General features: G+C 62.2%; 23 protein-coding genes and 1 pseudogene. 11 read left to right on the forward strand and 13 right to left on the reverse strand.

Annotation, left to right across the window (positions count from 1 at the left end; all coding sequences use genetic code 11):
• Nucleotide 1: 1 nt before the first annotated feature.
• Nucleotides 2-1,501: an Asp-tRNA(Asn)/Glu-tRNA(Gln) amidotransferase subunit GatB gene (gatB, locus tag FJ527_RS16275; RefSeq protein ID WP_140823582.1), complete on the reverse strand. Its 1,500-nt coding sequence runs from the start codon at nucleotides 1,499-1,501 to the stop codon at nucleotides 2-4.
• Between the two features lie 255 nt (nucleotides 1,502-1,756).
• Between gatB and FJ527_RS16280 the strand changes: the two are divergent.
• A pseudogene (locus FJ527_RS16280) lies at nucleotides 1,757-2,014 on the forward strand (YjhX family toxin).
• A 44-nt stretch (nucleotides 2,015-2,058) separates the two neighbouring features.
• On the opposite strand, the gene FJ527_RS16285 reads toward FJ527_RS16280, so the two are convergent.
• Both FJ527_RS16285 and FJ527_RS16290 read right to left on the reverse strand, forming a co-directional pair.
• Entirely contained in the window at nucleotides 2,059-2,490 is a 432-nt protein-coding gene (locus FJ527_RS16285) for a CBS domain-containing protein (RefSeq protein ID WP_015318050.1), read from the reverse strand.
• An 87-nt stretch (nucleotides 2,491-2,577) separates the two neighbouring features.
• Nucleotides 2,578-3,333: a rhomboid family intramembrane serine protease gene (locus FJ527_RS16290; RefSeq protein ID WP_140823583.1), complete on the reverse strand. Its 756-nt coding sequence runs from the start codon at nucleotides 3,331-3,333 to the stop codon at nucleotides 2,578-2,580.
• A 458-nt stretch (nucleotides 3,334-3,791) separates the two neighbouring features.
• Between FJ527_RS16290 and FJ527_RS16295 the strand changes: the two genes are divergently transcribed.
• The 4 genes from FJ527_RS16295 (at nucleotide 3,792) to FJ527_RS16310 (ending at nucleotide 6,836) form a co-directional block, all read left to right on the forward strand.
• On the forward strand, nucleotides 3,792-4,424 hold the full coding sequence (locus tag FJ527_RS16295) for a PAS domain-containing protein (protein ID WP_015318052.1): 633 nt from the start codon (nucleotides 3,792-3,794) through the stop codon (nucleotides 4,422-4,424).
• Nucleotides 4,425-4,543: 119 nt separating this feature from the next.
• Nucleotides 4,544-5,161, forward strand: a complete 618-nt coding sequence (locus tag FJ527_RS16300) for a PilZ domain-containing protein (protein WP_015318053.1) — start codon at nucleotides 4,544-4,546, stop codon at nucleotides 5,159-5,161.
• A 282-nt stretch (nucleotides 5,162-5,443) separates the two neighbouring features.
• The gene (locus FJ527_RS16305; RefSeq protein WP_140717347.1) at nucleotides 5,444-6,052 is read left to right on the forward strand and encodes a transglutaminase-like cysteine peptidase; all 609 of its coding nucleotides are present in this window, start codon (nucleotides 5,444-5,446) and stop codon (nucleotides 6,050-6,052) included.
• A gap of 220 nt (nucleotides 6,053-6,272) precedes the next feature.
• Nucleotides 6,273-6,836 (forward strand): ankyrin repeat domain-containing protein, encoded by a 564-nt coding sequence (locus FJ527_RS16310; protein ID WP_140823584.1) that lies wholly within the window; start codon nucleotides 6,273-6,275, stop codon nucleotides 6,834-6,836.
• A 37-nt stretch (nucleotides 6,837-6,873) separates the two neighbouring features.
• Here FJ527_RS16310 and FJ527_RS16315 read toward each other — a convergent pair whose 3' ends face one another.
• Nucleotides 6,874-7,401, reverse strand: a complete 528-nt coding sequence (locus FJ527_RS16315; RefSeq protein WP_140616937.1) for a gamma carbonic anhydrase family protein — start codon at nucleotides 7,399-7,401, stop codon at nucleotides 6,874-6,876.
• Nucleotides 7,402-7,420: 19 nt separating this feature from the next.
• Nucleotides 7,421-7,756 (reverse strand): hypothetical protein, encoded by a 336-nt coding sequence (locus tag FJ527_RS16320; protein ID WP_140616938.1) that lies wholly within the window; start codon nucleotides 7,754-7,756, stop codon nucleotides 7,421-7,423.
• Between the two features lie 138 nt (nucleotides 7,757-7,894).
• On the opposite strand from FJ527_RS16320, the gene FJ527_RS16325 reads away from it, so the two are divergent.
• Nucleotides 7,895-8,626: a hypothetical protein gene (locus FJ527_RS16325; protein ID WP_140823585.1), complete on the forward strand. Its 732-nt coding sequence runs from the start codon at nucleotides 7,895-7,897 to the stop codon at nucleotides 8,624-8,626.
• Nucleotides 8,627-8,678: 52 nt separating this feature from the next.
• Here FJ527_RS16325 and FJ527_RS16330 read toward each other — a convergent pair whose 3' ends face one another.
• Nucleotides 8,679-8,882, reverse strand: coding sequence for a DUF3126 family protein (locus FJ527_RS16330; RefSeq protein WP_006200852.1), 204 nt, complete (start codon nucleotides 8,880-8,882; stop codon nucleotides 8,679-8,681).
• A 139-nt stretch (nucleotides 8,883-9,021) separates the two neighbouring features.
• The gene (gene cysE, locus FJ527_RS16335; RefSeq protein ID WP_015318060.1) at nucleotides 9,022-9,870 is read right to left on the reverse strand and encodes a serine O-acetyltransferase; all 849 of its coding nucleotides are present in this window, start codon (nucleotides 9,868-9,870) and stop codon (nucleotides 9,022-9,024) included.
• Nucleotides 9,871-10,003: 133 nt separating this feature from the next.
• Here cysE and FJ527_RS16340 point away from each other — a divergent pair, with 133 nt between their 5' ends.
• Entirely contained in the window at nucleotides 10,004-10,600 is a 597-nt protein-coding gene (locus FJ527_RS16340; protein WP_140823586.1) for a hypothetical protein, read from the forward strand.
• A 48-nt stretch (nucleotides 10,601-10,648) separates the two neighbouring features.
• Here the strand turns inward: FJ527_RS16340 and FJ527_RS16345 are convergent, their stop codons facing one another.
• Genes FJ527_RS16345 through FJ527_RS16355 form a run of 3 tightly spaced genes read right to left on the reverse strand, consistent with a single transcriptional unit; the run spans nucleotide 10,649 to nucleotide 12,615 of the window.
• Nucleotides 10,649-11,416, reverse strand: a complete 768-nt coding sequence (locus FJ527_RS16345; RefSeq protein ID WP_015318062.1) for an alpha/beta hydrolase — start codon at nucleotides 11,414-11,416, stop codon at nucleotides 10,649-10,651.
• A gap of 21 nt (nucleotides 11,417-11,437) precedes the next feature.
• Nucleotides 11,438-11,998, reverse strand: a complete 561-nt coding sequence (locus FJ527_RS16350; protein ID WP_140823587.1) for a DUF192 domain-containing protein — start codon at nucleotides 11,996-11,998, stop codon at nucleotides 11,438-11,440.
• Between the two features lie 23 nt (nucleotides 11,999-12,021).
• Nucleotides 12,022-12,615, reverse strand: a complete 594-nt coding sequence (locus tag FJ527_RS16355) for a cold-shock protein (RefSeq protein ID WP_015318064.1) — start codon at nucleotides 12,613-12,615, stop codon at nucleotides 12,022-12,024.
• Between the two features lie 217 nt (nucleotides 12,616-12,832).
• Here FJ527_RS16355 and gloA point away from each other — a divergent pair, with 217 nt between their 5' ends.
• Both gloA and FJ527_RS16365 read left to right on the forward strand, forming a co-directional pair.
• Nucleotides 12,833-13,273 carry a lactoylglutathione lyase gene (gene gloA, locus FJ527_RS16360; protein WP_015318065.1) on the forward strand — a complete coding sequence of 147 codons (441 nt, stop codon included), beginning with the start codon at nucleotides 12,833-12,835 and terminating at the stop codon, nucleotides 13,271-13,273.
• Nucleotides 13,274-13,400: 127 nt separating this feature from the next.
• Nucleotides 13,401-13,694: a DUF2218 domain-containing protein gene (locus FJ527_RS16365; protein WP_041163846.1), complete on the forward strand. Its 294-nt coding sequence runs from the start codon at nucleotides 13,401-13,403 to the stop codon at nucleotides 13,692-13,694.
• A gap of 47 nt (nucleotides 13,695-13,741) precedes the next feature.
• Here the strand turns inward: FJ527_RS16365 and FJ527_RS16370 are convergent, their stop codons facing one another.
• On the reverse strand, nucleotides 13,742-14,296 hold the full coding sequence (locus FJ527_RS16370) for a DUF1697 domain-containing protein (protein WP_140616942.1): 555 nt from the start codon (nucleotides 14,294-14,296) through the stop codon (nucleotides 13,742-13,744).
• Entirely contained in the window at nucleotides 14,293-15,549 is a 1,257-nt protein-coding gene (gene ilvA / locus FJ527_RS16375) for a threonine ammonia-lyase IlvA (protein ID WP_140665554.1), read from the reverse strand. The genes FJ527_RS16370 and ilvA overlap by 4 nt, the downstream gene beginning before the upstream one ends.
• Nucleotides 15,550-15,945: 396 nt before the next feature.
• On the opposite strand from ilvA, the gene FJ527_RS16380 reads away from it, so the two are divergent.
• Together FJ527_RS16380 and FJ527_RS16385 are read left to right on the forward strand one after the other, a co-directional pair.
• Entirely contained in the window at nucleotides 15,946-17,019 is a 1,074-nt protein-coding gene (locus FJ527_RS16380) for an alpha/beta hydrolase (RefSeq protein ID WP_083883249.1), read from the forward strand.
• Between the two features lie 143 nt (nucleotides 17,020-17,162).
• Nucleotides 17,163-18,323, forward strand: a complete 1,161-nt coding sequence (locus FJ527_RS16385; RefSeq protein WP_015318070.1) for an alpha/beta hydrolase — start codon at nucleotides 17,163-17,165, stop codon at nucleotides 18,321-18,323.
• Between the two features lie 24 nt (nucleotides 18,324-18,347).
• Here the strand turns inward: FJ527_RS16385 and ade are convergent, their stop codons facing one another.
• On the reverse strand, nucleotides 18,348-20,165 hold the full coding sequence (ade, locus tag FJ527_RS16390) for an adenine deaminase (protein ID WP_140823588.1): 1,818 nt from the start codon (nucleotides 20,163-20,165) through the stop codon (nucleotides 18,348-18,350).
• Between the last annotated feature and the right edge of the window lie 36 nt (nucleotides 20,166-20,201).

Raw genomic sequence — 20,201 nt, forward strand, 5'->3', positions numbered from 1 at the left:
TTTACTCGATGCCCAGCTTGGCCCTGACGAGGTCGTTGACGGCCTGCGGATTGGCCTTGCCGCCAGTCGCCTTCATCACCTGGCCGACGAACCAGCCGGCCATGCTGGGCTTGGCGCGGGCCTGCTCGACCTTGTCGGGATTGGCCGCGATCACCTCGTCGACCGCCTTCTCGATGGCCCCGGTGTCGGTGACCTGCTTCATGCCACGGCTTTCGACCAACTGGCGCGGATCGCCGCCCCCGTTCCAGACGATCTCGAACAGGTCCTTGGCGATCTTGCCGGAGATGGTGCCTTCCTTGATCAGATCGATGACGGCGCCGAGCTGGTCGGGCGAGACCGGAGCGGATTCAATGTCCTTGCCGGCCTTGTTGAGAGCACCCAGCAGATCGTTGATGACCCAGTTGGCGGCGAGCTTGCCGTCGCGACCGGCCGCCACCTTCTCGAAATAATCGGCGATCGGCTTTTCCGACACCAGGATCGCGGCGTCGTAGGTCGAGAGGCCGAGCGAAGAGATCAGCCGCAGCTTCTTGTCATCGGGCAGTTCCGGCAATTCCTTGGCCAGCCTATCGACATAGGCCTGGTCGAATTCCAGCGGCAGAAGGTCGGGATCGGGGAAGTAGCGATAGTCGTGCGCCTCTTCCTTGGAGCGCATCGAGCGCGTCTCGCCCTTGACGGCGTCGAACAGCCGCGTTTCCTGGTCGATCCTGCCGCCGTCCTCGATGATGGCGATCTGCCGGCGCGCCTCGTAGTCGATGGCCTGGCCGATGAAGCGGATCGAGTTCATGTTCTTGATTTCGCAGCGCGTGCCGAATTCGCCACCTGGCCGGCGTACCGAGACATTGACGTCGGCGCGCAACGAGCCTTCGTCCATGTTGCCGTCGCAGGTGCCGAGATAGCGCATGATGGTCCGCAGCTTGGTCACATAGGCCTTGGCCTCATCGCCGGAGCGCATGTCGGGTTTCGACACGATCTCCATCAGCGCCACGCCGGAGCGGTTGAGGTCGACATAAGACATGGTCGGGTGCTGGTCGTGGATCGACTTGCCGGCATCCTGCTCCAGGTGCAGGCGCTCGATGCCAACCTCGATGTCCTCGAACTCGCCCTGGCGGTCGGGGCCGACCGAGACGATGACCGTGCCCTCGCCGACGATCGGCTGCTTGAACTGCGAGATCTGGTAGCCCTGCGGCAGGTCCGGATAGAAATAATTCTTCCGGTCGAAGACCGACTTGTGGTTGATCTGCGCCTTCAACCCCAGGCCGGTGCGGATCGCCTGCTTGACGCATTCCTCGTTGATGACGGGCAGCATGCCTGGCATCGCCGCATCGACAAGGCTGACATTGGCATTGGGCGCGGCACCGAAAGCGGTCGAAGCGCCGGAGAACAGCTTTGCTTCCGAGATGACCTGTGCGTGCACCTCGAGGCCGATGATGATCTCCCAGTCGCCGGTGGCGCCGGATATCAGGCGTTTTGCGTCGGGGGTGCGAGTGTCGATGATGCTCATTGTGGCCTACGGACTGAAGTGCATTAATGCAACTTCGCTAGTGCAAACCGCCAAAAGAGACAAGCGCAAAGCCGTGGGCTGGCCTCTTCGACCGCTTTCGCCTATATGCCGTTCGTCTCAATGGAGAGTGGATGTCCACTTACGCGCAGTCCCGGTGAGGCCCTGACCTCGTAGCGAGGCAGGGCAGAAAACCTGAAACCCCGTGCCGCGAAGCTTCGCGGCGGCGGTATTTTTCGTTTTCCGGGAACTCTTCACATGGATATTTCGCGCATTGAACAGCGCATCCTGCACCTGCTCGCGCAGGGCGGACGCATTGAAATCGAAAGGAACGACAAGAAACGGATCGCCTAGGTCAAATGCCTGACCCGCGACGGCTGGCATTACCCCGGCGTCGATCCCGACCTGTTTCGAAAATTGAAACGCAAGAAGGCGGTTTCGTCGTCCGGCGGCGGGCCCTACCGCATCACGAGGCGCGGGCTCGAACTCGTTCGCTCCGAACTCGACAACAGGTAGCCTTGGTGCCGCCGGCCGGCACCCGGCCGGCGGTTGCCGACCGCTTAGGCGGTGGCGATGTAGGCCCGGATTTCCTCGGCCTCGCGCTCGACGTCCTCGATGCGGCGCTTGACCACGTCGCCGATGGATACGATGCCATCGAGCAGGCCGTCCTTTTCCACCGGGAGATGGCGGAAGCGGCCCCTGGTCATGATCTCCATCACCTCGTTGACGGTGTGGTTTTCGTTGCAGATCTTCACCTTCGGCGTCATCGCCGAGCGCACAGCTATATCGAGCGCGGCACCGCCTTCCCTGGCTACCACGCGCACGATGTCGCGCTCCGAAAGGATGCCGACGATCTTGCGATCGCCATTGGTGATGACCAGCGCGCCGATCCTGTGCTCGGCAAGGATGCGGATGGCTTCGCTCAGTTTTTCGTTCGGCCCGAGCGTCAACACGTCATGGCCTTTTTGCTCGAGAATGGCCTTAACCGTCATGGCGTCCTCCTCTACTTTGCCAACCGGTTCCTGCCCTGACCGGCTTTCACATAAGAGTGAACATCGTGCGCCGTGATCGGTTGCATTTCAAGCCCGGTCGGAGGTCTCCCATTCGGGCGCTTGCCATATCCCGTCGAACCAGCGCAGGCCGAAGAAGCCCGCGACAAAGCCGCCGATATGGGCCTCCCAGGCGACCTGGCCATCCACGCCGGGCGCGAAGCCCAGAAGGCCGGTGGCCAGATTGATGATCATCCACATGGCCAGGAAGATGACGACGCCGCGCGAGCGCAGCACGACCCCGACCGGCAGCACCGGGCCGGCGAAAGCAGCCTTGCCGGCCGAGCGGTCGGTGCGGAAGCCAAAGCGCGCCGCAGCCCCCATCATGCCCGATATGGCGCCCGATGCGCCGACCAGCGGCGCTTCTCCGTACGGATGCATCGCCCAGAAGAGCGCCACCGAAGCCAACCCGGTGGCGGCAAAGAACAACGCGAACCGAAGCGCGCCGAGCCGATTGGCCAGCGGCGAGCCGAAGGCGGCAAGCCAGACCATGTTGATGGCGATATGGGCAAAGCCGCCATGCATGAAGGCATAGGTGAAAGGCCGCGTGAAGAGAAACCAGTCGAACCCGTACCGGCCGGTATAGAGGACCGGAATGAAAGCTCCGTCATAGAGCAGCGTCATCTGCTGGGCGTCGTTCAGCACATATTGCTGCAGCAGGTAGACGACCGCGCAGATGCCGATCACCGCCAGCACGATCGGCGGCAGATTGAACACCGGCTCACGCACCGGTGGCGGCATGGTCTCGGCCGGTTCGGGCTCGGACGGATTTTGCTGTTCGCTCATCTGCAATCGCACTCGATGCTGGTTCGACTGGGCTGGTTCGACTGGGCTGGTTCGACTGGGCTGGTTCGACTGGGCTGGTTCGGTCTGGCGAGCATCTAGATCACCGCCGATGGAACCGCAAACGGCGAATCGTCCCGCTCCGAATCAAAGGGGCGAATCAAAAAAGAAGCCGTCCAAGGTTTCCCCTGAACGGCCGGTCGAGCCCCTGCTCCCCTAAAACTCTTGACTGAAGTGCTGCCGATCGTCGCGAAACGACCGCTTCTGGAGTGGTTTTGGTGTGCCACGCGGCGGCCCAGGGCGCAACGTAAACCAGTTGTTAACCTTAACGGCCCCGACCCGTGAACAAGTGTTAACGACGCTGGCACGCTTCCTGCTCCCCAACGCATGTAGGTCATGGGAGGGCGCCCTTCTGTTCACCGATGGGACATCAGACGACAGAATGCGCGGAGCTTTGTAGTATGAACCAAAACGGATCGATCACGCTGTTCCACTATTGGAACCGCCTGCGTGACGGACGCCCCGCTCCGAAGCGATCGGAAGTCGAGCCGGCCGATATCAAGTCGCTGCTGGCCGATACGTTCATCCTCGAAAAGGACACGCGTGGGCAGCCTGTATTTCGCCTGGCCGGCACCAGGCTCTGCGCCTCCTACGGCCGCGAACTCAAGGGATTCTCCTTCCCGTCGCTGTGGCGGGAGAAGGATCAGAGGCTGGTTTCGCGGCTCATTCACGGGGTTTTCGAGCAGAAATCGGTCGTGCTGATCATTTTCGAGGGCTTCAGCCGCAACGGCCGCTCCAACAAGTTCGAATTGCTCGCCTTGCCGCTCGACGGCGGCATCGAAAATCCACGCTGCCTCGGCGTGATCAGCGCCGTGGAGAAGCCGTTCTGGCTGGGCGCGGATCCGATCACCGACGCCTTGATCGATTCCATCCGCGTCATTGACCCGGAGAAGGAACTGCTGAACAGCCGTCCGGCGATCAACGTTCCCTCGCTCGTTCCCGACGAGATCGAGGCGCCCGAAACGATCTCCGCGCTCGGCCGTGCCCGCCGCATCCGCCATCTCGTCGTTTTCGATGGCGGGCGGGACGAATAGTTGACGATCGCATGGTCTTGCAGGCTCGTTTTTCCCCTTTGTTAACCCGATTTGTTGTAGTTCTCTGCTGAAGTTCCTCGCATCCACGCGCGGGAATGCCAAACGGGGTGTAGGCAGTCATGAGGTCAGCGGCGGTCGACTACGCGCCGTCCCAAGCTGAAAGGCGTAACTTTCAGCGCGTCCGGGTCAAAATCTACGGACGTTTCATGCTGGAGGACCGCACCGAGCACCCATGCCAGGTGGTGGACATGTCGCCCGGCAACGTGGCGCTTCGCACCGACCGCATCGGCATGCCCGGCGAGAAAGTCATCGCCTATATCGACCATATCGGCCGCATCGAGGGTGTGCTGACACGCACGCTGCCGGATGGCTTCGCAATGACGGTGATCGCGTCCGACCGCAAGAAGGACAAACTCGCCGCGCAGTTGACATGGCTTGCCAACAAGCACGAACTCGACCTGCCGGAAGACCGCCGCCACGAGCGCGTCTCGCCCCGCAACCCGACGAGCGTGCTGCAGCTCACCGACGGCCGTCAGTATCAATGCCGGATCATCGATCTGTCGCTGTCGGGCGCCGCGATCGAGATCGACGTGAAACCGGCGATCGGCGTCCAGGTCATGCTCGGCACGATGCGGGGTCAGATCGTCCGGCATTTCGAAGATGGCGTCGCCATCGAATTTGCCGTCATCCAGCGCCCCGAAACGCTCGATTCCGAATTCAACACGCCGCGCGCCTAATCGGGTCGCAAAGCATGCCCGTCAAGCCGGCCTCGCGGCCGGCTTTTTCGATTTCGGGTGCGGCGATCGATAGGTCCTGGATGGCAGATCGCCATAGTCGGAAATGGTCCGCGCGAGGCCGAATTTGCCGAAAAACCAGCGCAGCAATCCGACCAATTCAATACTAAAATGATTCAAATTTTATGTTTATTCTATAGGCGTTTTACTTAAAATCTACTCCGAGCCTTTGCGTCGAATAAATCCAGATGTGGCACTGTCTCCTTCGAACGGGGAGACTGAACAATGAAAAAAACGAGGGGCAAGCTGTTGCTGATGGCAATGGCGATGCAGCTTTCCGCCTGGGGATCAGCATATGCCGCGGGACCGGCCTATATGCATACCGGCGGACGCACGACGCAGCCTGTTGGCCACTATGAATTCTGCCAACGCATCCCCAGCGAATGCAACGAGAAGACCGCCAAGGGGGCGCCTGTCGACCTGAGCCGCAAGCTCTGGGCGACGATCGTCAGCATCAACAATTCGGTCAACACCCGCATCAAGCCGCGCACCGACATGGAAAACTACGGTGCCGAGGAATACTGGGCCTACCCGGACAATGGCTATGGCGATTGCGAGGACTACGCGCTGGAAAAGCGCCGCGAGTTGATGGATGCGGGCGTGCCGGCCGGTGACCTCTTGATGACGGTTGCGCGCCAGCCGAATGGCGACGGCCACGCGGTGCTGACCGTGCGCACCAGCCTCGGCGAGTTCATCCTCGACAATCTTGAGACCAAGGTGCTGTCCTGGACGGATACCGACTACACCTATCTCAAGCGTCAATCGACGGAGAATTCCGGCGTTTGGGTGACGATCAACGACGGCCGTTCCGATGCGGTCGCCAGCGTCCGCTGAGGACGCCAATGAGATCAGGCGCGTTGCATGACGCGCTTAACGGGAAACCCGGTCGAGTCCCCACCCTCCCCGTCCCCAACGACCGGGTCAAAGGAGCCGGCCCCGTCCCCGGGCCGGCTCCGCCATTTCAGGGAAGACATCAGTACATTGTGATATAAATTTCCACAGGCGGAAGATCGAGATATTATCAGTCGGCAACTCCGCCTTCTGGACCGCAGCCATGCAGGAAATTCCGGAAGATCGATGCGAACGCGATCGTCTGTTCAAGGCGATCGACGATGCCTTCAAGGCTGGCGACTTCGAGGCCCTCGGCACCGCCCTGGGCCGTTCGCCCCGCTGGTTTGACGAGCGCATGCCGTTTGAGCTCGGCCTTGGCCATCCGCTCGAATACGCGATCTACTGGAGCCCGCTTGCCTTCGTCGCGGCGCTGCTAGACGCCGGGTCGAGCCCGAACTACGACGATCATGCCGGATTTCCATCGATTATCGCGGCGCTGTCCACCGAACGCGCGGACAAGCTCGACATCATCCGCATCCTCATCGATCACGGCGCCAGTGCGGACATGCGAGGTGTCAACGACTGGACGCCGCTCCATTACGCCGTGGCCATGCGAGACGCCGAGGCGATCCGCCTGCTTCTTGCCGCCGGCGCGGATCCCTCTTTGAGGACTCGCATCGACGACTACACGACAGCGCTGGAAGAAGCAGACATTGCAGGGTTCGAGGTGGGCGCGTCGCTGCTGCGGACAACCCTTGCGGAGCGCGCAACCGGCAACCGGGATTGATAGGCGCCGATGGCCGACGGCATGCCCTGCCGAGACCTCAGACCTTCTTCAGCCCCGCCTTGAAGCGCCTGGCGTTGGCGACATAGTGCGCGGCCGAGGCCCGCAGCCGCTCGACCGCCGCGTCGTCCAGCACCCGGATCGCCTTGGCTGGCGATCCGACGATCAGCGAATTGTCCGGAAATTCCTTGCCTTCGGTGACCAGAGCACCGGCGCCGACGAGTGAATTCTTGCCGATCCTGGCGCCGTTGAGCACGATGGCGCCCATGCCGATCAGGCTGTTGTCACCAATCGTGCAGCCATGCAGCATGGCGCGATGGCCGATCGTACAACCCTCTCCGACGGTCAGCGGAAAGCCGGGATCGGTGTGCATGACGGTATGTTCCTGCACATTGGTATCGGCGCCGATGACGATGGGCTCGTTGTCACCCCTGATGACGGCGCCGAACCAGAAGCCGGCATTGCGGCCGATCCTGATGTCGCCGATCAGCGTCGCATCGGGCGCGATCCAGTTCGAGTCCGCGTCGGCGAAGCTCGGCTCCGTTCCATCGATCGCATAAAGCGGCATTGTCGGTCTCCGATTCGCCTCAGGCTGGAAACCCTAGGAGACCGACGGCCCAGGAAGCAATGGCAAGCACGACGATGCCCAGCGCCAACGACCAGGCAATAGCGGTGCAGCCGCATGACAGGAGCGCCACTGTCGAGATGCGGTTCGCGCGCCTGGCGTCAAGCGCATCGTTGACCAGCATGAACGGCCCGGCGCCCGCGGTCACAGCCAGCGAGCGCAGCACATGGGCGGGCGACACATAGGGTTCGGTGAAGGCGACCTTGCGACCCGATACCAGCTCCATTGTCGAGCCCGCCAGACCGCAAACCGTCAAGCCGACGACAAAAGCGAACAGCAAGAGTTCCATCTGGGCCACATTAACCCTCCATTTACCATGCAATCGCACAGTCGTTTCAGGAAGTCTGCAAGGGCCGTGCCGTGCGAAGTGTGCCGTCAAGGGACAATTGGACCGCGGGCACACGGATGGCCGTTTGGCGGTGGAACGAGGACCGAGATGAAGCAGGCAGCGATCGCCGACGGCCCGAAACTGACCGTGGTCGATTCCATGCTGATGAAGCGGGTGTTCTACGCGTTCGCGGCTCTGGCCTTGCTGTCGATAGCCATCAGCCTCGGCGGCAAATGGTTCGGCCGTTCCATTGCCATGGCCGGCTACACCGACGACGCGACCGTGCGCGAAGTGGTGATCGGCAAGAACGTCATCACCGTGCCGGCCAATTTCATCCGGTTCGAGCAGGCCCGGCGCGACGGCGTCGCCACGCGCCTCGACCTTTATATGCGCTATCCCCAGATGGACGGCTACAGCGAGGCGTCGCGCGATGATTTCAATCACGCCGGAGCCAACAGGAACATCATTTTCCTGTCCTTCGAGCAGCAGATGATGTCGCGCGACATGAGCGGCCGGTTCGGGCCGATCTACAGCGCGCTCATCATCCAGCCCGGCATACCAGGCCCCGGCGGCACGACGGTCTACGGGTTCAATGAGAAATCAGGCTACCTGAACGAGGTGCTGGTCGTCGGCAAGCGCGCGGGCACCGACCCTTTCGTGGCCCGCTGCCTCAGCGGGCCGAGCGCCGGCGAATCGCTGGCGCCCTGCGAGCGGGATATCCATGTCGGGGACGATCTCAGCCTTACCTATCGCTTCCCAAGGGAATTCCTTGACGACTGGCAGACGCTAGACGCGGCAATCACGGCCAAGGCGGGGCGAATCCTAAAGACCGGACATTGACAGGCAGAAGAGGCCGGCCGCGCTCGATGCGGCCTGCCGTGGCATTGCGGGCTCAGGCCAGGTCGATGTCCAGGATCGCCATCGAGAAATTGTAGTCGCCGTCGTCCTCGTCCTTGAAGACGATGCCGAGGAATTCGTCACCGACATAGACCTCGGCCGAATCTTCCTTGCGCGGCCGTGCCTTGACCTCAAGCTTGGGGTTCTGGAAGACGCGCTTGAAATAGGCGTCCAGCTTTCTGATTTCGTCCGGCTTCAACAGTCTTCTCCGATCATCGGCTTGCTCGTTTGAACGGCGCTTCTGGCACGTCGACAATGGCGATGTAAAGGCAAGCCGGCCTTATTGCACCGGAAGCGGCAGCGCTGCCGGGCATTCATCCGGGGCAACTGCCGGCAAATCAGATATCGAAACTGATGACATGGTCCATCTTCTGCGACGGCAGAAGCTGGTCCATCTGGCGCGAAGGCTGGTCGCAGCCGGTCTCGCCAACCACGCGGGCCGGTACGCCGGCTACCGTCTTGTTGTGCGGCACAGGCGACAGCACCACCGATCCGGCGGCAATCTTGGAGCAATGGCCGATCTCGATGTTACCGAGAATCTTGGCGCCGGCGCCAATCAGCACGCCGTGGCGGATCTTGGGATGGCGGTCGCCGCCGGCCTTGCCGGTGCCGCCCAGCGTCACGCCATGCAGGATCGACACGTCGTCCTCGATAACCGCGGTCTCGCCGACGACGAGGCCGGTGGCGTGATCGATGAAGATGCCCTTGCCGATGCGCGCGGCCGGATTGATGTCGGTCTGGAAGACCGCGGACGAGCGGCTCTGCAGGTAGAGCGCGAAATCCTTGCGGCCGTGGTTCCACAGCCAGTGCGCCAGCCGGTGGGTCTGGATGGCATGAAAGCCCTTGAAATAGAGCACTGGCATGATGAACCGGTCGCAAGCCGGGTCGCGGTCATAATAAGCCTGGATGTCGACGCGTACCGTGGTCGGCCAGTCCTTGTCGTCGGCGAGCATCGACTTGAAGGTTTGGCGGATGAGATCGGAGCCGATATCCTGATGAGCAAGCCGCTCCGCGATCCTATGGATGACAGCCTCTTCCAGACTCTCCTGGTTAAGGATCGTGGAATAGAGGAACGCGGCCAGCAAGGGGTCGCGGTTGACCGCTTCCATCGCTTCGTCGCGGATCGAACGCCAGATCGGATCGACCGGCTGCAACGCGCTTTGGCGGGAAATGCTGATGCTGTTCATCGACGTCTCGTCCTGCGTCCTGCTAGTCTGCCTGCCATCTGGCCGCACATATAAGCCAGTTCATAGCATGATTGAACTCAATTTTCCTTAGTGCTGTGTCAAATGGATTTGGTTCGCGGGAATTCAAGCAGCCATGGAAAACGAACCCTTGATCGACGATGCCCTGAAAACCGAGCTTTCGGTCCTCTACAAGGCCGGCGATCGCCACTATCACAACCTCACCCATATCGAAGCGATGCTGGAGCTGGCCGATGACTATCGAACGCTTCTGGACGACCCCGAGGCCGTCGAGGCGGCGATCTGGTTCCATGACGCCGTGTATGACAGCAGGGCCAAGGACAACGAAGCGCAAAGTGCCGCCCTTGCCGAGCAAAAGCTCGCCGGCCGCATCGATGCCGGGCGCCTGAGCCGCGTCAGCGTAATGATACTCGCCACCGCCACGCACCAGTTGCCGCTGTTCGACGACGTTGCGGCGACGCGCGACGCCAGCTTGTTCCTCGACATGGATCTTTCGATCCTGGGTGCCGCGCCGGATGCATTCGACGCCTATGAACGCGCGGTTCGCCACGAATATGGCTGGGTGGAAGAGCCGATGTGGCGTGCCGGCCGCGGCGCGGTGCTGAAAAGCTTCCTTGCCCGCCCGCATATTTTTCACACGCAGGAGTTCCGGCAGCGCTTCGAGCCGCAGGCAAGGCGGAACATAGCGCGGTCGCTGCAGGCCTTGACCTGATTTAGATCATTTCGCGACCCGAGATGCTCGTCCCCAAACTCCGGAGCCTCAGAGCGGATTTTCGGCGTAAAACTCCAGCACGCGCTGCTTGAAGGTCTTGTCCCCGACGGCCAGCATATGGTCCCTGCCCTCGATGTGGAAGGCCCTGGCGTTCGGCATCAGCGCCGCAAGCTCGTCCGGCGATCCGCCAATGTCGTCGGTGGTACCGACCGCGATCAGCGTCGGCTGGGCGATGCGGGCAATATCCTGCTCATCAAGCAGTTCCCGTGAGGTCACGATGCAGGCGGCAAGCGCCCGGCGGTCGCTGCGGGTCTGGTCGGCGAAGGCGCGAAAAGAGCGACCGCGCGGATGGGTGGTCGCGGCCGGATCCTCGGCCAGAAGGGCGGCCGCGATCGGATCCCAATCGCCTACTCCATCGATCATGCCGATGCCGAGGCCACCAAAAACCAGCGTCGCCACTTTGTCCGGGTCGGACAGTGCCAGGAAGGCCGCGATGCGCGCGCCCATCGAATAACCCATGACATGGGCGCGCTCGATGCCGAGATGACCGAGCAGGGCTGCCGCGTCCGAAGCCATTTTCGCCGGTGTATAGTCGGCCTCCTCATAGCTCTTGGATGACGAGCCGTGGCCGCGATTGTCGAAGGCAATGGCGCGGTAGCCGGCATCGTTGAGCGTCTTGAACCAGCCGGGCGACACCCAGTTGACATAATGGCTCGATGCAAAGCCGTGGATCATGAGCACCGGATCGCCCTCGCCCGATGCCGGCTGACGGTCGAGGAAAGCCAGATCGAACCCGTCATGAGAGAAAAACTGCATCGGCTACACCACCATCGGCACTCAGCCGCCGCCATTTGGCGCATCGCCGTCGTCCGCCGGCGGCGCGCTCGGACCGGAGACCGTGCCGATGGCCGGATGGCTCAACAGATTGCCATATTCGATGCCGTTCCTGGCGGCCGTGCCGGCCTTGAGTTCAAGTACGAAACGCACGGGTACGCCAGGTGAAATGACGGCCTCGGACTGCGGTACGCCCTGTTTGACAGCCCGGATCTTGCCGTCCTGACCAATAAAAATCAGGTCAAGCGGCATCGGCGTGTTCTTCATCCAGAAGCCGACCTGTTGCTGGATCGGAAAAACGAACAGCATGCCATGGTCGTCCGCCATCTCCTGGCGATACATCAGCCCGGCCTCCCGCTCCGCGTCGGTGTCGGCGACTTCAATGGAAAACGAGCGATCTCCGTTTTTCGTCGCCACAACCAGCGGCGCGGGATCGACGGGAAGGACCATGGCCCGGTCATCGGCCGCGCTGGGTATCTGGAAATAGAAGAATGCGGCGGCGGCGACCATGACGGCAGCCACAGCGCACATCACGCCCGCCGTCAGCCCGTTCCTGTGTGTCATATGAAATCCTCGGCCGGATCGCCCTAGTGCGAGACCGGCAAGGTGCCCATATCGGGGTGAATTTCGGCGGCCATAAGGCCTTTGTCACCGCGGCCGAAACGGACAAGCACGACCTGCCCTGGCCGAAGCTCGGTGATGCCGTAGCGCCGCAAGGTCTCCATATGGACGAAAATGTCCTCGGTGCCCTCGCCGCGCGTCAGAAAACCAAACCCCTTGGTGCGGTTGAACCATTTGACCAAAGCGCGTTCGAGCCCGCTCTCCGGAGTCACCGAGACGTGGGTGCGCTGCTCCTGCATTTCCGCGGGATGGACGGCGGTGGTGACATCCATGGAAAGCACACGGAACGCCTGCAGCCCGCGCTCACCCTGCTTGACAAGGCAGACCACGCGCGCGCCTTCCAGGGCAGTCTGGAAGCCGTCCCGTCGAAGGCAAGTCACATGGAGGAGGATATCGCCCGAAACACCGTCATCGGGAAGGATAAAGCCATAGCCCTTGGCCACATCGAACCATTTGATGGCGCCGGCAATCTCGGCCAGGTCGGCATCGCCGCCTTCATCGTGAGACAAAGCGTCGCCAAGGGTATTGGCCCGCCCCGTCAAAGAGGCCTTTTCCCCCATAAGAATGCCCCCTTTATTCAAGAACACCGCAACTGATTCTTGACACCAGATTAACACCGCGGCTTCCGGTGTGTGCAAGACCTGACGTGCCTTTTTTCACGGTTCATTGCGGGAATACCGGATTTGTTCTTTGCCGGCACCGCTTGCCGCCTCACGATTGCCCTTTGACCGGGCCGACCCTATGTTGCGCCGCAACCCAACAGATCGAGGAAAACACATGCGCTATCTGCACACCATGGTCCGCGTCGCCGATGTCGATGCCTCACTCGATTTCTACTGCAACAAGCTCGGCCTGAAGGAAGTTCGCCGCTATGAAAACGAGCAGGGCCGCTTCACGCTGATCTTCCTGGCCGCTTCGGAAGACGAGCAGAGCGGCATCAACGAGAAGGCGCCGCTGGTCGAACTCACCTACAATTGGGATCCGGAAGACTACAAGGGCGGGCGCAATTTCGGTCACCTCGCCTATGAGGTCGACGATATCTACGCCACTTGCCAGCATCTGATGGACAATGGCGTCACCATCAACCGGCCGCCGCGCGACGGCAACATGGCTTTCATCAAGTCGCCTGACGGCATCTCCATCGAGCTTCTGCAAAAAGGCCCAGCGAAGGCCAAGGCCGAGCCGTGGGCATCGATGGCGAATACCGGAAGCTGGTAATCGATCACCTTTTCGAGTGGCCGGCGGCCACTCGATGGTGTTTGGCGAGGTTGTGCCTATCTATGCAGCCATGGCGCCTGCCCGGAAGAGCGGCGCCTCGTATGAGATTGAGCTTCGGAGAACCTTCATGCCGACAAGCCATGCCAATGTCGCCACGGCCCATGCAAGCCGCTATCTGCAACAGCTGTGCAAGCATTGGGCGCACAAGTTTCCCGTCGAGTTCGACCCCAACCACGGCATCATCGACCTTTCACTCGGCCGTACGGTCATGGACGCCGACGGGGCAGCGCTGCACATCACGGTATCGACCGACGAGCCCGCTTCGATCGAGCGCCTCGAAAGCGTCGTTGCCGACCACATCAAGCGCTTTGCGTTCCGCGAAGAACTGGCCTTCGACTGGAAACGCGCCGAGGCGGCATAGTTCGTTCATGCGTGTCGCCGCCGCGCATTTCCGGCGAGACGCATGGATCAATCGCTGCCGGACTTGCCCGCCATCTCCAGCAGCGCCAGCACCGAACGCCAATTGCGTGCCGTGCCCGGCACTTTCAACGTGCGCGGAATGAGGTTGGCGAACACCGATTTGCCGAGCCCGTCCGGCGCGCTGAGGTAGAGCACGTCGCCCTTGACCTCGAAACGCTCAGGACCAGTGCACTTTTCCGCCAACCGCGCCACCTCATCGGCGGTCGGCTCACGCTCCAGCGCATAGGCGTGGAGCTTTGTGTGGTCGGCGGCCGCTTCCGGATATGGATTTTCGCGCACCAGCCTTTCGAACCATTTGAAATCGCGCACCATGATGCGCGAATGGAAACCCCATTTTGTCTCGAAGGCCGCCTCGATCCGTTTGGTCAGCGCGGCCGCATCACCCTTGTCGGCCCGGAACACGACATTGCCGCTCTGCACATAGGTGGCGACATCGGAAAAGCCGAGATCCTCGAAGAAGGCCCGCAACTCCGCCATCTTGACGATGCGGTTGCCGCCGACATTGATGCCGGAAAACAGGGCGATGAAGATCTTTCCGCTCATATGATGAACCCGGCCAATGTCTCGTTTTCGGTGATGTCCTGATACTGGACGCCCTCGGCCTCGAAATTTGCCTCAAGGAGATCGAAATTGCGCCGATCCTTGGTTTCGATGCCGATCAGCACCGAGCCGAAATTGCGCGCCGACTTCTTCAGATATTCGAAGCGGGCGATGTCGTCGTCGGGACCCAGCATGTCGAGGAAGTCGCGCAGCGCGCCCGGCCGCTGCGGAAAACGGATGATGAAGTATTTCTTCAGGCCCTCGAAGCGCAGCGCCCTTTCCTTGACGTCCGGCAGCCGCTCGAAATCGAAATTGCCCCCAGACACCACGGCGACGATGGTCTTGCCCCTGATCTCCTTCCTGGAAAAATCCTTCAGCGCGTCGATCGCCAGCGCGCCGGCGGGCTCCAGGACCACGCCTTCGATGTTGAGCATCTCGATCATGGTCGCGCAGAGCCGGTTTTCCGGGATGAGCCGCACGCTGTCGGCGGCAAACTCCTTGAGATAGCGCAAAGGTTCGCGGCCGATCTCGGCGACCGCCGCGCCGTCGACGAAGTTGTCGACCTTGGCGAGCTTCAGCCGTTTTCCCGCGGCGAGGCTCTCGCGCAGGCTCGGCGCGCCGGCCGGCTCGCAGAAGACGAAACGCGCCTCGCGGCCCTGATCGGCGAAATAGTGCGTCACCCCGGCGGCGAGCCCGCCGCCACCCACCGGCAGCATGACGATGTCGGGCATGCGCCCGCCCGGCATCTGGTCCGCGATCTCGTAGGCGACCGTCGCCTGACCCTCGATGATATCCTTGTGATCGAAGGGCGGCACCATGTGGGCACCGGATCTTTCGGTGAATTCGAAGGCGGCGCGGTAGCAGTCGTCAAAGAAATCGCCGACCAGCCTGATCTCGACGAAATCGCCGCCAAACAGCCTGGTCTTGTCGATCTTCTGCTGCGGCGTCGTCACCGGCATGAATACCACGCCCTTCTTGCCGAAATGGCGGCAGACGAAGGCGAAGCCCTGCGCGTGGTTGCCGGCGGACGCACAGACAAACAGCTCGGCCTGGTTGCCTTCGCCAAGCGCCTTGCGGAAGAAGTTGAAGGCGCCACGGATCTTGTAGGAGCGCACGGGGCTCAAATCCTCGCGCTTCAGCAGCACCCGCGCGCCGGTCTTCTTCGACAGATAGTCATTTTCCTGCAGCGGCGTTTCCGGGAAGATCTGGCGGATCGCGGAGGCGGCGGTGGCGACGCGCGAGGAAAAGCTGGTCATGGCAAGATCATCCCGGGATCGCCCGCGGGCGAGTTAGAGGAGAACCCTATTACACATCCGGCCCCGCAAGACCATTGCCCGGTCGAGCCCGTGCCCGCAACGGCGCCTTCCCGAAATGCTAGCAAGCACTTGGGGACGTTTGTTCATGCCTCTTCGTCGCGCTGAGCCGCGCATTGGTGGACGCGGAAGTTCGACATCCGGCCAGTTGCAGGTGCCTGACTTGTGCGACGTTCCGGCCTTGCCACCCGCTTTGGCTTTCGCGCAACACTGCGCCCGCGGTCGCGAGGCGCCGACCGCATTTTGGCTGGACACGACTTACTTCCGCCGCACTTCGCCTGCTGGGGAGATATCGCGGAGGGTGGATTGGCCCTTTTTGGGCTCGAGTGGATTTTTGACGTGCATTTGAAGACGATTTGCATTCTTGCGCTTGCGCTGCTGGTGGCGGGCTGCGGCGGCCGCAAAACCGAGGAACTGCTCGGCAGCGCGGTCATGTCCGCGCCGGTAACGGAAATCGCAGGCAACCACTCGATCTTCATTGCCACGACCCGTAAGGCCTCCGACGATCCAAACAAGGTTTTCGACGGCGAACGCTCGGCGACGCTGAACTACGCCCGCGTCAACGTCACCGTTCCCGGTCTCCACCAGACCGGGCAGATCGAGCGGCGCTCACGCGGCAAATCGAACGATCCGGCCAAGTATTTCATGGCTTCCGAAGTCGTCGGCTACGACACGCAGCCGAAATTCGCCAGCGCGCTCAGCGCCGACATAGCGGCACGCGGCGGCCGCGTCATGGTCTTCGTCCACGGCTACAACACCGGCTTCGACGACGCCGTCTATCGCTTGACCCAGATCGTCCACGATTCCGGTTATCCGGGAACGCCGGTGCTGTTCTCGTGGGCCTCGGGAGCCAAGACCACCGACTATGTCTATGACAAGGAAAGTGCCAGTGCCGCCCGCGACCAGCTCGAAGTGACGTTGCGCATGCTGGCGCAGAGCGGCGCGCGGCGCATCGACATCGTCGCCCATTCGATGGGAACCTGGGTGACGATGGAGACACTGCGCCAGCTCGCCATCACCGGTGACCGCGACCTCGGCGGCAAGCTCGGCGACGTGGTGCTCGCCTCTCCCGACATCGACGTCGATGTGTTCAAGAGCCAGATGCGCCGCTATGGCAAGCCGGACAAGCCGTTCATCCTGCTGTTGTCTGATGACGATCGCGCGCTGAGATTGTCCGGCCTGATCGCCGGCTCGCGCCCACGCGTCGGCGACTACAAGGATGCCGCGGACCTTGCCTCCTATGGCGTGACGGTCGTCGATCTCTCCAAGGTCAAGGGCAGCGACAGCTTCAACCACACGAAATTCGCCGACAATCCGGCACTGGTGAAGATGATCGGCCAGCGGCTGCGCGAGGACGATGGTTTCGCCAGCGACCGGGACGTGACCGACCGCATCAGCCTGCTTGGGCAGTAGATGCGGCGCAGCGGATTTCGCCGTGCCTGTCCGGCATCGCCGAACGATCGGCTCACTTTGAACTGGACCGCGCCCGCCTCTGGCCTTATCGGAGTATCGAGCGACGTCATGCGTTTGACGTCCCCCTATGCGGGAGCCGACGCGTGGCCTTGGGCTTGAAGAGTTTCGGTGTCGTCGCGTTCGCGCTGCTGGTCGCTGGCTGCGCCGGAAATACGCATGATCTGCTCAACAAGACGACGGTCACCGTACCGGCATCCGATATTGCGGCCACCCATGAGATATTTGTCGCCACCACCCGCCAGAAAGCGGTGAAGGACCCGCGACAGGTCTTCGACGGCGACCGTTCCCTGACCACCAGTTTCGCGCGGGTCGACGTCACGGTTCCGAAGAGCCATCAGGTCGGCAACATCGAGCGCGCCAAGGGTTCCGCCAACAGCAATCCGGCCAAGGATTTTGCGGCCACGGACGTCACCTTCTACGAAGGCGCGCCGCAATTCGCCAAGGCGGTCGGCTCCGACATCGCCATGCGCGGCGACCGGGCGCTGGTTTTCGTGCATGGCTTCAACAATGGTTTCGACGATGGCATCTACCGGCTGACGCAGATCGCCCACGACACCAAATATCCGGGCACTCCGGTGCTGTTCTCATGGGCATCGAGCGCCAAGACGACGGGCTACATCTACGACAAGGACAGTTCCACCGCCGCCCGTGACGATCTCGAGGCAACGCTCAGGATGCTCGCCAAGACGCGCGTCAAGAGCATCGACATCATCGCCCATTCGATGGGAACCTGGCTGACGATGGAGGCGCTGCGCCAACTTGCCATCACCGGCGACCGCGATCTCGGCGGCAAACTGGGTTATGTCATCCTTGCCTCACCGGACATCGATGTCGACGTGTTCAAGAAGCAGATGATCCGTTATGGCAAACCCAACAAGCCGTTCGCCGTGCTGCTTTCGGGCGACGACCGGGCGCTCAAATTGTCCTCGTTCATCTCCGGCGACAAACCGCGCGTCGGCGACTATGGCGATGCCGCCGATCTCGCCTCATATGGCGTGTCGGTGGTCGATCTGACCAAAACGAAAGGCGGTGACGGCGGCCTCAACCACGCGAAATTCGCGGACAACCCGTTCCTGGTGCAATTGCTGGGCGACCGGCTGCGCACGCCGGCCGGGCTCGCCGCGGACGAGAACCCGGCACAGCTCGCCAATATCGGTCAGGGCCTGGGAAAGGTCGTCGGCTCCGCCGCAGAAGTCATCATCACGACGCCGTTCAAGGTGCTGACCATCGCCACCGGCGGGTGAGCAGCCACGAGCGGACGGCTGGTCTCAGACGAACAGATCGACCTTCTGGAACGTCGTCACGTCGATCAGGCCGACGTCGGAAATCCTGAGCTCGGGAATGACCACCAGCGCCAGCAGCGAGTGCTGCATGTAGGCATTGTTCAGGGAACAACCCATCTTGCGCATCGCCTCGGTCAGTTTCTCGGCCTTGGCGGCGACGATCTCGGCCCGCTCGTCCGACATCAGTCCGGCGATCGGCATTTCGACCAGCGCCAGTTCCTTGCCCCTGGAGAACAGCACGACCCCGCCGCCGACTTCGCCCAGTCGGTTCACAGCCAGCGCCATGTCCTGCTTGTTGGTGCCAACGCAGATGATGTGATGGGCGTCATGGGCGACGCTGGAGGCCATGGCGCAGTCGGCCATGTAACCGAAACCGGAGACGAAGGCATTGGTGACGCCACCCGTGCCCCTGTGCCGTTCGACCAACGCGATCTGACAGACGTCGTTGCGGCGGTCCATCGCGACCAGCCCGTCCTCGACCGGCAGATCGGCCTCCAGGGCCCGCGTCGGTGCCTGGTTCTCGATGACGCCGATCACCCGCACCCGCACCTCGTTGGCGCCCTTGGGTGCCGCGATATCGAAATCGCCGGCCTTCAGTTTCTTGCCTAACTTGACGGTGTTCTTCGCCGTCTTCGGATAATCATAGGCCGGGATATCGATGTCCAGCTTGCCGCCCTTGGCCAGCCTGACGCCGCGCGCATAGACCTCGTCGATGCTCATTGCGGCGAGATCGGAGACGACCAGCAGGTCGGCCAACCGCCCCGGCGCGATCGAACCGATCTCGCGTTCCAGTTTGAAATGCTGAGCGGTGTTGAGCGTTGCCATCTGGATCGCGGTCACCGGCTTCAGCCCCTGCTGGATGGCGTGGCGCACCACCCGGTCCATGTGGCCGTCCTGGACAAGAGTGCCGGAGTGGCTGTCGTCGGTGCAGAGGATGAAATTGCGCGGATCAATGCCGCTCTCCGTCACCGCCTTGATCTGAGAGGCAACGTCGTACCATGCCGAGCCCAGCCGCAGCATCGCCTTCATGCCCTGGCGCACGCGCGAGATGGCATCCTCGGCCCGCGTGCCTTCGTGGTCGTCCTCTGGGCCGCCGGCGACGTAGCCATGGAACGGCAAGCCAAGGTCACGCGAGGCATAGTGGCCGCCAACCGTCTTGCCAGCCTGAACCGTGGCGGCGATCTCGCCCGACATGACGGGATCGTTGGCGGCGACGCCGGGGAAATTCATCACTTCGCCGAGCCCGATGATGTTTTCCCAGGTCATTGCTTCCGCGACATCGGCGACCGTCAGCTCGGCGCCGGCATGCTCCAGCCCCGGTGCCGACGGCACGCAGGACGGCATCTGCACATGCACGTTGATGGGCATCGCCACCGCCTCGTCATGCATCAGCCGCACGCCTGGCAGGCCCAGCACATTGGCGATCTCATGCGGATCGATGAACATCGAGGTGGTGCCGTGCGGGATGACGGCGCGGCAGAATTCGGTGACTGTGACCATGCTGCTCTCGACATGCATGTGGGCATCACAAAGGCCGGGCACGAGGTAGCGGCCGCCGGCGTCGGCCACCTTGGTGCCCTGCCCGATCGTGTGGCTGGCATTCGGCCCGCAATAGGCGAAGCGGCCGCCCGATATGGCGATGTCGGTGCCGGCGATGATCTCGCCCGAATGGACGTTCACCCAGCGCCCGTTGCGGATGACCAGATCGGCGGGTTTGCGGCCCATCGCGACATCGACCAGATCGGTCGCCATTTCGGTCCACGGTTTGGGTTTTGTCGCGCGGACGGGCGGCTTCCTGATCATCAAAGACTCCTGTTTGTCCGACTGTGCCAAGCCGAC

The organism is Mesorhizobium sp. B2-4-18 (assembly GCF_006441385.1).
GTDB classification, from domain to species: Bacteria; Pseudomonadota; Alphaproteobacteria; order Rhizobiales; family Rhizobiaceae; genus Mesorhizobium; species Mesorhizobium australicum.

Excerpts from the sequence above, each read along its gene's own strand:
- ade (WP_140823588.1), bottom strand. The coding sequence starts at position 20,165 with ATGATCAGGAAGCCGCCCGTCCGCGCGACAAAACCCAAACCGTGGACC.
- FJ527_RS16310 (WP_140823584.1), top strand. The coding sequence starts at position 6,273 with ATGCAGGAAATTCCGGAAGATCGATGCGAACGCGATCGTCTGTTCAAG.
- FJ527_RS16370 (WP_140616942.1), bottom strand. The coding sequence starts at position 14,296 with ATGAGCGGAAAGATCTTCATCGCCCTGTTTTCCGGCATCAATGTCGGC.
- FJ527_RS16325 (WP_140823585.1), top strand. The coding sequence starts at position 7,895 with ATGAAGCAGGCAGCGATCGCCGACGGCCCGAAACTGACCGTGGTCGAT.
- FJ527_RS16365 (WP_041163846.1), top strand. The coding sequence starts at position 13,401 with ATGCCGACAAGCCATGCCAATGTCGCCACGGCCCATGCAAGCCGCTAT.
- FJ527_RS16340 (WP_140823586.1), top strand. The coding sequence starts at position 10,004 with ATGGAAAACGAACCCTTGATCGACGATGCCCTGAAAACCGAGCTTTCG.
- FJ527_RS16350 (WP_140823587.1), bottom strand. The coding sequence starts at position 11,998 with ATGACACACAGGAACGGGCTGACGGCGGGCGTGATGTGCGCTGTGGCT.
- ilvA (WP_140665554.1), bottom strand. The coding sequence starts at position 15,549 with ATGACCAGCTTTTCCTCGCGCGTCGCCACCGCCGCCTCCGCGATCCGC.
- gloA (WP_015318065.1), top strand. The coding sequence starts at position 12,833 with ATGCGCTATCTGCACACCATGGTCCGCGTCGCCGATGTCGATGCCTCA.
- FJ527_RS16285 (WP_015318050.1), bottom strand. The coding sequence starts at position 2,490 with ATGACGGTTAAGGCCATTCTCGAGCAAAAAGGCCATGACGTGTTGACG.
- FJ527_RS16295 (WP_015318052.1), top strand. The coding sequence starts at position 3,792 with ATGAACCAAAACGGATCGATCACGCTGTTCCACTATTGGAACCGCCTG.
- FJ527_RS16355 (WP_015318064.1), bottom strand. The coding sequence starts at position 12,615 with ATGGGGGAAAAGGCCTCTTTGACGGGGCGGGCCAATACCCTTGGCGAC.
- FJ527_RS16290 (WP_140823583.1), bottom strand. The coding sequence starts at position 3,333 with ATGAGCGAACAGCAAAATCCGTCCGAGCCCGAACCGGCCGAGACCATG.
- gatB (WP_140823582.1), bottom strand. The coding sequence starts at position 1,501 with ATGAGCATCATCGACACTCGCACCCCCGACGCAAAACGCCTGATATCC.
- FJ527_RS16300 (WP_015318053.1), top strand. The coding sequence starts at position 4,544 with ATGAGGTCAGCGGCGGTCGACTACGCGCCGTCCCAAGCTGAAAGGCGT.
- cysE (WP_015318060.1), bottom strand. The coding sequence starts at position 9,870 with ATGAACAGCATCAGCATTTCCCGCCAAAGCGCGTTGCAGCCGGTCGAT.
- FJ527_RS16345 (WP_015318062.1), bottom strand. The coding sequence starts at position 11,416 with ATGCAGTTTTTCTCTCATGACGGGTTCGATCTGGCTTTCCTCGACCGT.
- FJ527_RS16315 (WP_140616937.1), bottom strand. The coding sequence starts at position 7,401 with ATGCCGCTTTATGCGATCGATGGAACGGAGCCGAGCTTCGCCGACGCG.
- FJ527_RS16305 (WP_140717347.1), top strand. The coding sequence starts at position 5,444 with ATGAAAAAAACGAGGGGCAAGCTGTTGCTGATGGCAATGGCGATGCAG.